Raw genomic sequence first — 14,540 nt, forward strand, 5'->3', positions numbered from 1 at the left:
CCCGAGGCGGCTGCGGGTGACGTCGACGGTCGCCCCGCTCGCGAACGAGGACGGCACCCGGCTCTTCGTTCCCTGCCGGAAGCCGCTCGGTGGGTCGGTCCGCAACGCGTCGGGCCCTCGGGCTCCCCGGGTTCCTCGGCTTGTTCGCTTCCTCGCGGTGTCAGCCCTCGACCGTGATGCGGAAGACCGGGTGGTCGGGTGCGGCCGCCAGGATCTCCTCGTCGGAGGACTTGGCGGTGACGCCCTGGAAGTACTGGTTGACCTCCCAGCCCCACTTCTCCAGGTAGGACCGCAGGAGGGGGAGCTTCTCGGCGTCGGGGACCTCCACCGCGGTGAAGCGCCGCACCTTGCGCCCGACGCGCAGTTCGCCCGCGCCCGCGGCCCGCATGTTGCGCACCCACTGCGAGTGCCCGCGGGCCGAGACGAGGTACTGCCCGCCCCCGTAGGTGTGCGGGTTGACCGGGACGCGCTGCATCCGGCCGCTCTTGCGCCCGGGCACCGACAGTTCGGCCGTGCCCGCGACGCTCAGCCCGTGCCGGGCGAGCCAGCCGATCACGCTGTTGAACCGGACGTTCAGCGCGCTGCCCTTGAGGTAGTACGGCGACGACGACATGGGTGACTCCCCGGTGGTGGATGCGGTGCCCGTTGCGAGAGCGGTGCTCTCGCCTGCCCCTTCAGTGTGAACGGACCGGCGTCCCGCCGCAAGAGCAGTGCTCTCTTTTTTGTGCGCCGCTCTTGCTTGTGTGCGCTGCTCTCGTTCCGTGGAACACTGTCCCCATGACCAGCACCGCCCGAGGGGCCCGCGCCCGCGCCCGGATCGAAGTCACCGCCGCCATCAAGGAGGAGGCGCGCAGACAGCTCGCCGCGGAGGGCGCCGCCCGGCTGTCGCTGCGCGCCGTCGCCCGGGAGCTGGGCATGGTCTCCTCGGCGCTGTACCGCTACTTCCCGAGCCGCGACGACCTGCTCACCGCGCTGATCATCGACGCCTACGACTCCCTCGGCGAGGCCGCCGAGTCCGCGCACGCCGCCGTGGCCCAGGAGGGCCCGCGACAGCGCTGGGTCGCGGTCTGCACCGCGGTGCGCCGCTGGGCGCTGGCCCACCCGCACGAGTACGCGCTGATCTACGGCTCACCCGTCCCCGGCTACCACGCCCCCCAGACCACCGTCCCGGCCGCCGCCCGGGTGGGCCTGCTGCTCATCGGCATCGTCCGCGACGCCCACCGGGGCCCGGGGCTGGCCGACCTGCCGCTCCCGGCCGACCTGCGGCCCGAGGCCGAGCGCCTGGTCGCCGACCTCGCCCCCGACCTGCCGCCCGCGGCCGGCGCGGCCCTGGTCGCGGCCTGGGCCCAGCTGTACGGGCTCGTGGGCTTCGAGCTGTTCGGCCAGTTCCACCGGGTCGTCGAGGACCGCGAGCCGTTCTTCCGCCACGCGGCGACCCGGCTGGCGGACCAGGTGGGCCTGCCGTAGCCGGTGGGGTGCCCCCATCGCGTTCCTGTACCGGGGCGCGCATCGTGGCCGCGCCGGCCCTCCCGGCCCCGCCCCCGCAACCCGCGTCACCGCCCCCCGCCCGTACTTCCCCAGGAGTACGAACGATCACCCCGCCCGGCGGACGTGCCGGGCCGTCCGGGGCGTCTAGCGTGGCCGCATGGACGGACGGCGGACGGGCGCGGGCGGGCCCCGGCGGTGGTGGCGGTACGGGCCGCCCTGGGCGCGGCGCGGCGAGGACGACGAGCCCCGCGTCCGGCGGCTGCCGTGGCCGTCCACCCTGCTGGTCACCGCCTTCGTGCTGCTCGGCTCGACCTTCGCGGCCCACGCCCAGGAGGGGGAGCGGGCCGCGCTGGACCCGTTCGCGCGGGCGCTGCTGCTCGTCGCCTCGGGCCTGCTGCTGTGGCGCGGGCGCCGGCCGGTGGCGGTCGTGTTCGGCACGACGGCCGCCGTCGCCGTCTACCTGGGCGCCGGCTACCCCTACGGGCCGGTCTTCGTGCCGGTCGCCGTCGCCTGCTTCGCCGCGGTCGTCGCCGGGCACCGCCGGGCCGCCTGGTGGGCGGTGGGCGCGCTGTGGGCGGTGCACGTGCTGGTGGCACAGTGGCTGTACCGGTGGCTGCCGCCCGCCGGGGACGACCGGGCCTCCCTCACCCAGGAGTTCGTGCTCGCCACCTGGATCGTGGTGATCGTCGCGGTGTCCGAGCTGGCGCGGGCCCGGCGCGAGCAGTGGGCGCGGGAGCGGGCCGAACGCGCCCAGGCCGCCCGGCGCCGCGCCGACGAGGAGCGGCTGCGGATCGCCCGCGAACTGCACGACGTCCTCGCCCACAGCCTGTCGGTCATCAACGTTCAGGCCGGTGTCGGCCTCGCCCTCCTCGACTCCGACCCCGAGCAGGCCCGCACCGCGCTCACCACCATCAAGTCCGCGAGCAAGGAGGCGCTGGGCGACGTACGGCAGGTGCTCGACACCCTGCGCACGCCCGGGGACGCGCCGCGCACCCCGGCGCCCGGCCTGGACCGGCTGCCCGAACTCGTGGAGCAGGCGGGGCGCGCGGGGCTCACGGTCCGGGTGGAGGGCGAGCCGCCGCGGCTGGCCCCCGGCGCGGACCTCGCCGCGTTCCGCATCGTCCAGGAGGCCCTCACCAACGTCGTACGGCACTCGGGGTCGCGGCACGCGCGCGTGTGCCTGGAGGACGCCGGGCGGTCGCTGCGGCTGCGGATCGACGACGACGGTCCGGCGACCGGCGCCGAGGCCGGCGGCAGCGGCAACGGGCTCGCCGGGATGCGGGAGCGGGCCGCCGCCCTGGGTGGCACGATCGAGGCGGGTCCGCGCCCGGACGGCGGCTTCCGGGTGCTGGCCGTGCTGCCGCTGACCGGGAAGGTGGGGGAGGACCAGTGATCCGGGTACTGCTCGCCGACGACCAGTCCCTGGTGCGGGCGGGGTTCAGGGCGCTGCTCGACGCGCAGGCGGACATCGAGGTGGCCGGCGAGGCCGCCGACGGTGTGCAGGCCGTGCGCGCGGTGCGGGAACTGCGGCCCGACGTCGTGCTGATGGACATCCGCATGCCCGTGCTCGACGGGCTGGCCGCCACCCGCCGCATCACCGGCGACGCGGCCCTCGCCCGGGTGAAGGTGGTCATGCTCACCACGTTCGAGCTGGACGAGTACGTCTTCGAGGCGATCCGCTCGGGTGCCTCCGGCTTCCTGGTGAAGGACACCGAGCCGGACGAACTCCTGCGCGCCGTAAGGGCGGTGGTCGCCGGGGACGCGCTGCTGTCGCCGGGGGTGACGCGCCGGCTCATCGCCGAGTTCGCCGCGCGGTCCAAGGAGCCCGCCGCGGCCGACGCGCTGGGCGCGCTCACCGAGCGGGAGCGGGAGGTGATGGCGTTGGTCGGCATCGGCCTGTCCAACGAGGAGATCGCCCGCCGGCTGGTCGTCAGCCCCCTCACCGCCAAGACCCACGTCAGCCGCACCATGGTGAAGCTCGGCGCCCGCGACCGGGCCCAACTGGTCGTCCTGGCCTACGAGTCGGGGTTGGTCCGTCCGGGCTGGCTGGGCTGAGCGCCCCGCCGGAAACGGACCAGCACCGTCACGACCCGGGTGAGGAACAGCACGGGGGCGATCACCGCGGCCGCCCCCTTCGACGAGCGCTCCACGAGTGCGGGCAGGTCGAACAGCAGCGCCGGACCGGCGACGGCCCCGACCACGACCGCCGTCGCGAAGGCCGCGCTGACCAGTGCGTACCCGATCTCGACGGTGATCGCGTCCCGCTCGGCCTGGGTGCGCCGCCCCTGATGCCCCGTCAAAGCCGTTCCCCACATGACGTCATACCGGGAGTTTCACAGGCCGGTGCCCCGGCGGGCAAGGAAGCCCGCCGGGGCACCGGTGGAGGCGTCCCCGTCAGTCACGGACCGGCACGCGGTCCGCTTCCGCCTCCCGGAGGGTGGACTGGGCGACCACCACCGACGGCCGGGTGCGCCGGGTGCGCAGACCGGTCAGGGTGATCAGGAAGCCGGCGGCGGCGACGCACGCCACCACGGTCAGGCCCGGACGGTAGCTGTCCAGGACGGCCTGCGGGGTCGGGTCGGCCGGGGCGCCCGCCGTGACCACCGCGGTCACCACGGCGAGGAAGATCGCGCCGCCCACCTGCACGGAGGTGTTGAGCAGCCCGGAGACCATGCCCTGCTCGTGGTCGTCGACGCCGTTGGTGGCCTGGATGTTGAGCGAGGGGAACACCAGCGCGCAGGCCGCGCCGATCAGCAGCATCGACGGCAGGATCACCGCCGCGTACACCGGGTCCAGGTCGACGCGCAGGAACAGCACGTACCCGACGACCATCAGCGCGAAGCCGACCGCGATGAGCCGCGGGGTGCCGAACCGGTCGACGATCGCGCCCACCTTCGTCGACGACACCGCGACCAGCGCGCCCGCCGGCAGGAAGGCGAGGGCGGTGTGCAGCGCGGACCAGCCCAGCAGCGACTGCATGTACAGCGTGGCCAGGAACTGGAAGCCGACGTACGAGCCGAAGAAGGCCATCGCGCCGAGCTGGGCGCGGATCTGGCTGCCGGAGCGCAGCACGCCCAGGCGGATCAGCGGCCCCGGCGAGCGTCGTTCGACCAGGACGAACACGGTCAGCAGGACCGCCACCGCGAGGAAGGACAGCAGGGTGCGGGCCGAGGTCCAGCCGGCCTCGGGCGCCTGGACGACCGTGTACACCAGCAGCAGCATGGACGCCGTGCCGAGGATGGCGCCGGGGACGTCGTAGCCGTTGTGGTCGCGTTCGCGGGCGCTGCGCGGCAGCAGCTTCAGGCCGGCCGCGAGGGCGAGCAGGGCGATGGGCGCGGGCAGCAGCATCGTCAGCCGCCAACTGGCCTCGGTGAGCAGGCCGGACAGGACCAGGCCCATGGAGAAGCCGGTGGCGGCGCAGGTGGTGTAGATCGACAGGGCGCGGTTGCGCAGCGGGCCCTCGGGGAACGTCGTCGTGATGATCGACAGCCCGGCGGGCGCGGTGAACGCCGCGCTCAGGCCCTTGACGAAGCGGCTGGCGATGAGCAGCGGGCCGGAGTCGACGAGGCCGCCGAGCAGCGAGGCGAGCGCGAAGACGCCGAGCGCGACGAGGAAGACCTGGCGCCGGCCCAGCAGGTCGGCGGTCCGGCCGCCGAGGAGCAACAGGCCGCCGTAGCCCAGGATGTAGCCGCTGACGACCCATTGCAGGGTCGAGGTGGACAGGTCGAGGTCGGTCGCGATCGACGGCAGGGCGACGCCGACCATCGACACGTCCAGCGCGTCGAGGAACATCGCGGCGCACAGCACCAGGAGGGTGCCCCACAGCCGGGGAGTCCAGCGCACCGTCGACGCGGAGGGCGCCGGGGACGCGGGGGAGGGGAGCGGAGTGGTCATGGCGACGACCATTCCATGCGTGTGCATCGAATGCAAGTGCATTTAATTCGCGTGCAACGAAAAGCGATCTCTGCTACGGTGCCGCGCATGACGGAGACGCGGGGTGAGCAGCAGGAACTCGTGCGGCAGTGGCGGGACATCCTCGCCCTGCACGCCCGCACCCAGTGCGAACTGGACCGCGTCCTGCACCACCACGGCCTGTGCGCCAGCGACTTCGAGGTGCTGGACGTGCTCGCGGAGGGCGCCGACCGCACCGGCTACCGGGTGCAGGAGATCGCCGAGCGCGTCCACCTCAGCCAGAGCGCCCTGTCCCGGCTGATCGCGCGCCTGGAGAAGGACGGCCTGGTCGAGCGCTGTCTGTGCTCGGAGGACCGGCGCGGCGTCCGCGTCGTCCTCACGGCGACGGGGCGCGCGCTGCACGGCCGGGTGCTGCCGGTGCAGCGCGCGGTGCTGGGACGCATGCTCGCGAGCTGAACGGCCCAGCGGTAGGAGGTTACTGAGGTTCCGTCAGCTCCAGGTGATCGCCGACCTCTCCCGCCACAGCTCGGCCAGCGAGGCGTCCCCGGTGACCGCGGGGAACGGCTGCCGGTTCCACAGGGACAGGTACAACTGCGCCGCGCTGCCGCTGAGTTCGCAGTCCGCCGCTCCGGACTCGCCGCGCTCCGCCACGGGCGGCTCGGGCGACAGCCGTACGGTCCACACCGCGTCGTCCGTGTCCGTCGCCCGCACGCGCAGCACCCGGGGCCGGTCGGTGCGCACCCGGCTCTTGGCGCGGGCGTGGAAGGACCGCAGGAGTTCGTCGATGCCGTCCACCGCGACCGCGGGCTCGACCGGGCCGATCGTGCCGCGCGCCGACTCGGCGTCGACCCGGTGTACGGTCGTCTCGTGGGTCTGCCGCCGCGCCCAGAACCGCAGCGGCGAGGGGGCGGGCATGAAGTGCCAGCACGCGAGGTCGGGCGGGGCCGCCGACAGGGCGTCGACCAGGGCCCGGTGGCCCTCCTGGAACCACTCCAGCAGCGCGTCGCCGTCGAGGTCGGGCAGGCCCCCGTCGGGGTGGTGGTCGGTGTGCCCCTCGACGACGAACGCGGTCGCCCAGCGGTGCACCATGCCGGTGTGCCGCACCAGGTCCCGCACCTGCCACTGCGGGCACGTCGGCACCTTCGCGTCGACCCCGGCCGCGGCGGCGGCCTCGCCGAGCGACCGGCCCTCCCGGTCCAGGACGTCGATGAACTGCGCAGTCTCCATGAGGTGAGTGTGCACGATCAAGGGCCTCGCGGGGGAGGGGCGGCCGGTCGGTCCGGCGCCCCGTCCGGGAGGGGGAGGGGGGCGGGTGGCCGCTCGGCCCGGCGCCCCAGGGGCCGGGCCGAGTCGGCCCGGTCAGCCCGGCGCGGCGTCGCGCACCGCGAACCCGATCAGCGCCGCGATCCCCGCGAGGACCGCCACGCTCGTCAGGGCCGCCGACAGGGACAGCCACTCCGCCATGAACCCGATGGCGGGCGGACCCAGCAGCATGCCGCCGTAGCCGAGCGTGGAGGCGGTGGCGACGCCGTCGGGTCCGGCGAGGGCACCGGCCCGCTCGACGGCCACCGGGAACAGGTTGGCCAGCCCGAGCCCGGTGACGGCGTACCCGGCCAGGGCGGCCCACGGGCTCGGGGCCAGGGAACCGGCGAGCATGCCGACGGCCGCGGTGCTCCCGCCCACGACGACGGTACGGGTACGGCCCAGCCGCTCCAGCAGCGTCGTCCCGGTCAGCCGCCCGAGCGTCATCGCCAGCGCGAAGCACGCGTACCCGGCGGCCGCGACCCCGGCCGACGTCCCGAGGTCCTGCTTCAGGTGCAGCGCGCCCCAGTCCGCCATCGCGCCCTCACCGTAGGCGGTGCACAGGGCGATCAGCCCGAAGACGACCACGAGCCGCCGGTGGCCACCGGCCGCACGGGACGGCGTGCCCGGTCCGGGGGCGGGCCCGGGGTCCGGTCGGCGGGGCGGTTCGTGGCGCAGCAGTGTCGGCGCGGCGAGCGCGGTCACCAGCAGGCCGATCAGCGTGAGGCAGAACAGGTGCGCGGTCGGGGTGAGCATCCCCGCGACCAGCCCGCCGAGCCCGGCGCCCACCATGCCGCCCAGGCTGAAGGCGGCGTGGAAGCTCGGCATGATCGGCCGTCGCAGCGCGGCCACGAGGTCGACGGCGGCGCTGTTGAACGCCACGTTGATGCTGCCGTAGGCCGCCCCGAAGGCCAGCAGGACCAGGCCCAGCGCGAGCGCCGAGTGGGTCAGCGGGGGCAGGGCGACGCTCAGGGACAGCAGGACCGCGCAGACGACGGTCACCCGGTGGCTGCCGTAGCGGCGGCACAGGCGACCGGTGAGCGTCATGGTCACGACGGCGCCGGCGGAGACGCCGAGCAGGGCGAGGCCGAGGGCGCCCGCCGAGGCGTGCGTCTGTTCCTTGATGTCGGGGATGCGGACCACCCAGCCGGCGAACACGAAGCCGTCGAGGGCGAAGAAGACGGTGAGGACGAGGCGGAGTCGGGACAGGAGGCTGCCGTTGCCCGGCACGGCACTGTGCGATCGGGTTTTGTTTATTTGCGGCACAAAGTCAGGCTAGGCGAGCGGCGTGACCGGGGGCAAGGTGCCCGGTCCCTCCCCTTTCGTCGGTGGGGTGCGGCTTGTTCTGCGTGGTGCGTCGGGCGCTCGGGCGCCGAGGCGGGGCGCGGTCCGGGATGACGGAGGGGCGGGCGGGGCGTGAGGGGTGCGTCGGCGGGGGAGGGAAGCAGGGTGGGCGTCCGGCGTGAGCGGCCCGCACGGCGGGTGGGCGTCCGGTGTGAGCGGCCCGCACGGCGGGTGGGCGTCCGGTGTGAGCGGCCGGCCACGGCGGCCCCTTCCGTGATCCGACGGCGCGACCGAGGGTGGGGCGATGTGCTGGAGTGCGACGGCCGATCTCGTGGCGGGCACCGCCGTCGCCGCTGTGGGCGTCGCCTGCGTGGCGCGCACCCGGCGCGCCCGTGACCTGCCGCTCGCCGCGCTGCCCCTGCTCCTCGGTGCCCACCAGCTGGTCGAGGCCCGGGTCTGGCACCTCGGCGGGGGCACGGGTCCCGCGACCCTCGCCTGGGCCGTCATCGCCCTGCCGCTGCTCGCGGCGTGGGTGCCGGTGGCCGTGTGGTGCGCCGTGCCGGGCCCGGCCCGGCGCCGGCTGCTGCTCCCCCTGGCGTCGGGCGCCGTGACCGCCGCCCTCCTCGCCCACGCCCTCGCCACCCGGACCGTGCGCGCCGAGATCCGCGGCCACACCGTCGGCTACGTGCTAGGGCTGCCCCACCCCGAACTCCTCGTCGCCGGCTACCTCGTGGCCACCATCGGCGCGTTCCTGCTGTCCGGCGACCGGGTGCTCGTGACGCTCGGGGTCCTGGTCGCGGTGGGCGCGCTGATGTGCGGGGCGCTGTGGCGGCTGGAGTTCGTCTCGACGTGGTGCGCGGTCGCGGCGGTGTGCTCGGTGGTGGTGTGGGCGTGGGTGGGGCGGCGATCGCCGGTCCGCGTGGGCGTGTAGAACCTCAGGCGCACGACTCGGTGCCGGACCCTGTGCCTGTTCCTGTTCCTGTGCCGGTGTCCGTCTGTACGGGGAGGGGTGGGCCGGGGACCGTGCGTGTCACCCACATGCCCCATCCGAGGGGCCGTCCCCCAGGGGGCCGTGCTGGGATGGGAGTCGACCTCGATGTCTCCCGGAGGGAGCTGAGAGTGCACGAGATGTGGTGTGGCTCCGACGATGCGGGCGAGCCGGTCTGGCACGTCCTCGCGACCGACAAGACCTCGACCCTGTGCGGCGTCGACAAGAAACAGGAATGGCCACCGGGGAGTGAGCCGACGGACCGGCACTGCTTCCCCTGCATGCGGGCCTTCCAACGGACCATGCAGAAAACGAGCTGACCGGTGGGCGGGCCGCCCGACCGGCCCGGCCCCCGGGAAACCGATCGGTTTCGTTCCGGGGTGGACGGCGTTACCCTCGCGGCATGACCGCACCGGTGAAGCCGACCTCCCGGGACCGCCTGCTCGACGCGACGGCCGCCCTCGCCTACCGCGAGGGCGTCGCCGTCGGTGTCGAAGCCCTGTGCAAGGCCGCCGGGGTGTCCAAGCGTTCTCTGTACCAGTTGTTCGCCGGCAAGGACGAGCTGCTGGCCGCCAGCCTGGAACAGCGCGCGGCGGACTACTCCGCACGGCTGCTGCCCGACCCCGACGACGGCCGTCCGCCCCGCGCGCGCGTGCTGTCGGTCTTCGAGCGCGCGGCCGCCCAGGCCACGGTGCCCGAGTACCGGGGCTGCCCCTACCTGGCCGTCCAGATCGAGCTCAAGGACGAAAACCATCCCGCCAGCCGTGTGGCGCGTCGCGTCAAGGAGGAGCTGGCGGCCTTCTTCCGTGCCGAGGCCGCGCGAGGCGGGGCCGCCGATCCCGAACTGGTGGCCCGCCGGCTGATGCTGCTGTTCGACGGTGCCGCCGCCCGCGCGGGCATCCACGTGGACACCCTGGAGGACCTGGTGGTCCCCATGGCGGCCGACGTGCTCGACGCGGCGGGGGTGCGCTGAGCGCGACCCCCGAGGGGATTCCCGGGACGATTTGAAAGTCCAACCTTGCGTACGGAAACCGATCGGTTTACCTTGGGGAAACCGATCGGTTTCCGATGTCTCCGGGCACCGGATCCCCTACGTCTGGAGCTGACATGACCTCGATCAAGGGCGCCGTCGTCCTCGTCACCGGCGGCAGTCGCGGCCTCGGCCGGGCCTTCGTGGACGAGCTGTTCGCCCGCGGGGCGGCCAAGGTGTACGCCACCGCGCGGGACCCGCGGACCGTCTCCCACCCCGACGCCGTGCCGCTGGCGCTGGAGGTCACCGACCCCGACTCGGTGGCCGCGGCCGCCGCCCGGGCCCAGGACGTCACCGTCCTGGTCAACAACGCCGGCGTCTCGCTCGGCGGCTCCTTCCTCGACTCCCCGGTGGAGGACGTGCGCCGCGCGTTCGAGACCAACTTCTACGGCCCGCTGCTGGTCACCCGGGCCTTCGTCCCCGTGCTCGAGCGCAACGGCGGCGGCCACGTCCTGAACGTCCACTCGGTGCTCTCCTGGCTGGGCGTCGCCGGCCCCTACAGCGCCTCCAAGGCGGCCCTGTGGTCGTTGAGCAACTCCCTGCGCCTGGAACTGCGGCCGCGGGGCATCGCGGTCACCGGCCTGCACGTCGGCTACGTCGACACGGACATGGCGGCGGACGTCGACGCGCCGAAGTCCGACCCGCGCGACGTCGCCGCCCGCGCGCTGGACGGGGTGGAGTCCGGGGTGCACGAGGTGCTGGCCGACGACATCAGCCGCCAGGTCAAGGCGGGCCTCGCCGGAGACCTCGCCCTGCTGTACCCGCAGCTGGCCGCCTAGGGGGTGTCTCTAGCGAGCCGCCCGGCGGATGCTGTGGCGGGCCCTTTCGCGAGCCACCCGCAGGACCGCGGGACCCGGGGTGCGGACCGGCGCGTTGCAACAACCCGCGCCCCTGGCTGACTTGGTGTTTTACAGTGATTCCCACCAGATCCGGCGACCGTGGGACCTGCGAGGTAGAAGCCAACCATGCCGACCGAAACGTTTGAGTTCCAGGTAGAGGCACGTCAGCTGCTCCAGCTGATGATCCACTCGGTCTACTCGAACAAGGATGTGTTCCTGCGCGAACTCGTCTCCAACGCCTCCGACGCGCTGGACAAGCTGCGCCTGGCCGCCCTGCGCGACGACGGCCTAGACGTCGACACCTCCGACCTGCACATCGAGATCGAGACCGACCCCGAGGCCCGTACCCTCACCGTGCGCGACAACGGCATCGGGATGTCGTACGAGGAGGTGGGGCAGCTCATCGGCACGATCGCGCACTCCGGCACCGCCCAGTTCCTCAAGGAGCTGCAGGAGGCCAAGGACGCGGCCGGCGCCGAGGGGCTGATCGGGCAGTTCGGCGTCGGGTTCTACTCGGGGTTCATGGTGGCCGACGAGATGACCCTGGTGACCCGGCGGGCCGGGGAGGACCGGGGCACCCGCTGGTCGTCGCGCGGCGAGGGCACGTACACCCTGGAGACCGTCGACGACGCGCCGCAGGGCACGTCCGTCACCCTGCACCTCAAGCCGGCCGACCCCGAGAACCAGCTGCACGACTACACCTCGCCCTGGAAGATCCGCGAGATCGTCAAGCGGTACTCCGACTTCATCACCTGGCCCGTCCGGATGGCCCCGGACAGCAAGGGCGAGGGCGAGGAGACCCCCGGGCCCGAGACGCTCAACTCGATGAAGGCGCTGTGGGCGCGCTCCCGGGACGAGGTGTCGGACGAGGAGTACCACGAGCTGTACAAGCACGTGGGCCACGACTGGCGCCCGCCGCTGGAGACCGTACGGCTCCAGGCCGAGGGCACCTTCGAGTACCAGGCCCTGCTGTTCCTGCCCGAGCACGCCCCGCACGACCTGTTCACCCAGGGCTACCGGCGCGGGCTCCAGCTCTACGTCAAGCGCGTCCTGATCATGGACGACTGCGAGGCGCTGCTGCCGCCGTACCTGCGCTTCGTGAAGGGGGTCGTCGACGCGCAGGACCTCTCGCTGAACGTCTCCCGCGAGATCCTCCAGCAGGACCGGCACATCCGGATGATCCAGCGCCGGCTCACCAAGAAGGTCCTGTCCACCGTGAAGGACCTCAAGGCGAAGGACGCCGAGCGCTACGCCACGTTCTGGCGGGAGTTCGGCGCGGTGGTCAAGGAGGGCCTGCTCAGCGACACCGAGAACCGCGACGCGATCCTCGCGGTGGCCAGCTTCGCCAGCACGCACGCCGAGGACGAGCCGACCACGCTCCAGCAGTACGTGGAGCGGATGGGCGACGGCCAGGACGACATCTACTACATGACCGGTGAGTCCCGGGAGAGCATCGAGAACTCCCCGCACATGGAGGCGTTCCGGGCCAAGGGCGTCGAGGTGCTGCTGCTGACCGACCCGGTCGACGAGGTGTGGGTCGACGCGGTCGGCGAGTTCGAGGGCAAGCGGCTGCGCTCGGTCGCCAAGGGTGAGGTCGACCTGGACGCGCAGGGCGACGTCGCGTCCGGCGAGGAACGCGAGAAGCAGGGCGAGGAGTTCGCCGGGCTGCTCGGCTGGATGAAGGAGCAGCTGGGCGACGAGGTGAAGGACGTGCGCCTGTCCTCGCGGCTCACCGTCTCCCCGGCGTGCGTGGTCTCCGACGCCCACGACCTCACCCCGGCCCTGGAGAGCATGTACCGCGCGATGGGGCAGGAGGTGCCGCAGACCAAGCGCATCCTCGAACTCAACCCCGACCACCTGCTGGTGAAGGGGCTGAACCAGGCGTACAAGGACCGCGAGGACCGCTCCGGCCTGGTCGACACCGCCGAACTGCTCCACGGCCTCGCGGTGTTGGCCGAGGGCGGCCGCCCTAAGGAACCGGGCAAGTTCGTGAGGCTGGTCGCGGAGCGACTGGAGCGCGCGCTCTAGACCTCCGGATGCGAAGGGGTGCCGCCGGACCGGGGGCACCCCTTCCGTTCTCGCCGGGCCCCGCTCCAACTCCCCTGTGCGCACGGAACGTTCACGTCGTGCGCACCGAAACTCTGGTTGCTCGAGTCAATCAAAGGCCCTAGATTCTGGGGACGTCGTGCAGGCCCAGTGACCGCCCCCGGAGGCCCGGCCATGTCCCCAGCGCAACCCCGGTCCGCGGAGGCGGGGGAGCCCGTCGGCGGTGGCCGCGTCCCGCTCGTCGTCGCGGTGCTGGCCTTCGGCGGGATCGTGGTCTCGTTGACGCAGACCCTGGTCATCCCCATCGTCCCCGACCTGCCGCGGCTCCTGAACGCCTCGGCCCCGGACGCCGCCTGGGCCGTCACCGGGATCGGTGCCGGAGCGGCGGTCCTGGCCCTGGTGGCCGCCGCGTTCAGCCCGGGGCGGGGGAGGGCGACGGCGGGAGGAGCGACGGGCCGTGCGGTGTCCGCGGCCGCCGGGGCACCGGTCGCCGCGTCGACCTCGCCCGACGCGACACCGGTGGACGAGGCGGGGAGGGGTGCGGTGAGGACCGGCGGGACGAGGGCCGACACGGCAGTGCAGACCGACGGGACGAGGGCCGAGACGGCGGTGGGCGCCGCATCGCCGGAGCAGACGGTCGGGTCCGCGGTCGCCGTGCCGCTCGCCCGCGCGGTCGCGGAGCTGGTCGCCACCGTGCCGGGCCTGACCGAGGGCGGCCCGGCGGGCGGGCGCCCGGTACGGGGTCAGGTGCGCGGTGGGGAGAACGCCCCGGTCGCCGGGGCCGCCGTCACCCTGATCTCGCTCGCCGGACGCCAGCTGGACCGGGCGGTCGCCGACCTCCGGGGCGCGTACGCCGTCCAGGCGCCGGGGGAGGGGACCTACGTCCTCATCGCCGCCGCCGACGGCCACCGGCCGCAGGCGACCACGATCGTGGTGGGCGCGGACCCGGTGACGCACGACGTGCTGCTCGGCAGCACCGGCGCGCTGGTCGGCACCGTGCGCTCCGCGGACGGCGGGGCGCCGGTCGCCGGGGCGGTCGTCATCGTGACGGACGTGCGCGGCGACGTCCTGGCCACGACCCGCACCGACGGGCTCGGCGGGTACGCCTTCACCGACCTGGTCCCCGGACCGGTCACCCTGGCGGTCAGCTCGCCCAAGCACCGCCCGCTGGCGCTGTCCGTGGAGATGGCGGGCACCGGGACCACCCGCGCCGACGTGGAACTGCGGCCCGGTGCGCAGGTGCGGGGCACGGTCAGCGCGGCGGGCGGCCCGGTCGGCGACGCCCGGGTCACCCTGGTCGACGCCGCCGGCAACGTGGTCGCGACGACGACGACCGGCCCGGACGGGGCGTACGCCTTCTCCGACCTCGACACGGGCGCGTACACGGTGATCGCCACCGGCTACCCGCCCCGCGCTACGGGGGTCGACGTCGGGGGCGACGTGGACGGCCACGACATCGCACTGGCCCACGAGGGCGGCTGAGGGGCGTCGGCCCGCACCTTCCCCCTAACGGAGGTTCTCGCGTCGCCGGGCGCTGCCCCGTGACGGCCGCGGTTAACCCCAGTGCCGCGTCGGGCACATCTTGGGCGCGGCCGAGAACTTTCCGCCGCAGGGCCGGCGCCCGCCCCACTCGGGCGCCGGCCCGTGGGGG

At 73.9% G+C, this 14,540-nt stretch carries 15 protein-coding genes; 10 read left to right on the forward strand and 5 right to left on the reverse strand.

Going from position 1 to position 14,540, the window contains the following annotated elements; translation table 11 throughout:
* Window positions 1-160: 160 nt before the first annotated feature.
* Window positions 161-613, reverse strand: coding sequence for a nitroreductase family deazaflavin-dependent oxidoreductase (locus AQJ30_RS01310; RefSeq protein WP_067227775.1), 453 nt, complete (start codon window positions 611-613; stop codon window positions 161-163).
* Between the two features lie 164 nt (window positions 614-777).
* Between AQJ30_RS01310 and AQJ30_RS01315 the strand changes: the two genes are divergently transcribed.
* The 3 genes from AQJ30_RS01315 to AQJ30_RS01325 all read left to right on the forward strand — a co-directional run bounded on the left by AQJ30_RS01315 (window position 778) and on the right by AQJ30_RS01325 (window position 3,543).
* Window positions 778-1,467, forward strand: a complete 690-nt coding sequence (locus AQJ30_RS01315; RefSeq protein ID WP_067227776.1) for a TetR/AcrR family transcriptional regulator — start codon at window positions 778-780, stop codon at window positions 1,465-1,467.
* 178 nt (window positions 1,468-1,645) lie between these two features.
* Window positions 1,646-2,881: a sensor histidine kinase gene (locus AQJ30_RS01320; RefSeq protein ID WP_067227778.1), complete on the forward strand. Its 1,236-nt coding sequence runs from the start codon at window positions 1,646-1,648 to the stop codon at window positions 2,879-2,881.
* Window positions 2,878-3,543 (forward strand): response regulator transcription factor, encoded by a 666-nt coding sequence (locus tag AQJ30_RS01325; RefSeq protein ID WP_067227780.1) that lies wholly within the window; start codon window positions 2,878-2,880, stop codon window positions 3,541-3,543. Before AQJ30_RS01320 ends, AQJ30_RS01325 begins: the two co-directional genes overlap by 4 nt.
* Here AQJ30_RS01325 and AQJ30_RS01330 read toward each other — a convergent pair.
* Entirely contained in the window at window positions 3,504-3,788 is a 285-nt protein-coding gene (locus AQJ30_RS01330; RefSeq protein ID WP_107119457.1) for a DUF6332 family protein, read from the reverse strand. The two genes, AQJ30_RS01325 and AQJ30_RS01330, sit on opposite strands and share 40 nt — an antisense overlap.
* 94 nt (window positions 3,789-3,882) lie before the next feature.
* Window positions 3,883-5,382: an MFS transporter gene (locus AQJ30_RS01335; RefSeq protein WP_067228845.1), complete on the reverse strand. Its 1,500-nt coding sequence runs from the start codon at window positions 5,380-5,382 to the stop codon at window positions 3,883-3,885.
* Window positions 5,383-5,469: 87 nt separating this feature from the next.
* On the opposite strand from AQJ30_RS01335, the gene AQJ30_RS01340 reads away from it, so the two are divergent.
* The gene (locus AQJ30_RS01340; RefSeq protein WP_067227783.1) at window positions 5,470-5,856 is read left to right on the forward strand and encodes a MarR family winged helix-turn-helix transcriptional regulator; all 387 of its coding nucleotides are present in this window, start codon (window positions 5,470-5,472) and stop codon (window positions 5,854-5,856) included.
* A 33-nt stretch (window positions 5,857-5,889) separates the two neighbouring features.
* Here AQJ30_RS01340 and AQJ30_RS01345 read toward each other — a convergent pair whose 3' ends face one another.
* Window positions 5,890-6,627: a maleylpyruvate isomerase family mycothiol-dependent enzyme gene (locus tag AQJ30_RS01345; RefSeq protein WP_067227784.1), complete on the reverse strand. Its 738-nt coding sequence runs from the start codon at window positions 6,625-6,627 to the stop codon at window positions 5,890-5,892.
* A gap of 132 nt (window positions 6,628-6,759) precedes the next feature.
* Window positions 6,760-7,932 (reverse strand): MFS transporter, encoded by a 1,173-nt coding sequence (locus AQJ30_RS01350; protein WP_067227786.1) that lies wholly within the window; start codon window positions 7,930-7,932, stop codon window positions 6,760-6,762.
* Between the two features lie 358 nt (window positions 7,933-8,290).
* Here AQJ30_RS01350 and AQJ30_RS01355 point away from each other — a divergent pair, with 358 nt between their 5' ends.
* The 6 genes from AQJ30_RS01355 (at window position 8,291) to AQJ30_RS39065 (ending at window position 14,371) form a co-directional block, all read left to right on the forward strand.
* Window positions 8,291-8,917, forward strand: a complete 627-nt coding sequence (locus AQJ30_RS01355) for a DUF6629 family protein (protein WP_067227787.1) — start codon at window positions 8,291-8,293, stop codon at window positions 8,915-8,917.
* Between the two features lie 197 nt (window positions 8,918-9,114).
* On the forward strand, window positions 9,115-9,294 hold the full coding sequence (locus tag AQJ30_RS01360; protein WP_245726804.1) for a hypothetical protein: 180 nt from the start codon (window positions 9,115-9,117) through the stop codon (window positions 9,292-9,294).
* 83 nt (window positions 9,295-9,377) lie between these two features.
* Window positions 9,378-9,947, forward strand: a complete 570-nt coding sequence (locus AQJ30_RS01365; protein WP_067227790.1) for a TetR/AcrR family transcriptional regulator — start codon at window positions 9,378-9,380, stop codon at window positions 9,945-9,947.
* 134 nt (window positions 9,948-10,081) lie between these two features.
* Complete coding sequence (locus AQJ30_RS01370; RefSeq protein WP_067227792.1) at window positions 10,082-10,783, forward strand: SDR family oxidoreductase; 702 nt, start codon at window positions 10,082-10,084, stop codon at window positions 10,781-10,783.
* 186 nt (window positions 10,784-10,969) lie between these two features.
* Window positions 10,970-12,871, forward strand: coding sequence for a molecular chaperone HtpG (gene htpG, locus AQJ30_RS01375; protein WP_067227794.1), 1,902 nt, complete (start codon window positions 10,970-10,972; stop codon window positions 12,869-12,871).
* A gap of 192 nt (window positions 12,872-13,063) precedes the next feature.
* Window positions 13,064-14,371, forward strand: coding sequence for a carboxypeptidase-like regulatory domain-containing protein (locus tag AQJ30_RS39065; protein ID WP_079083706.1), 1,308 nt, complete (start codon window positions 13,064-13,066; stop codon window positions 14,369-14,371).
* The last annotated feature ends 169 nt before the right edge of the window (window positions 14,372-14,540 follow it).

The sequence above is a fragment of the Streptomyces longwoodensis genome (assembly GCF_001514125.1).
GTDB classification, from domain to species: Bacteria; Actinomycetota; Actinomycetes; order Streptomycetales; family Streptomycetaceae; genus Streptomyces; species Streptomyces longwoodensis.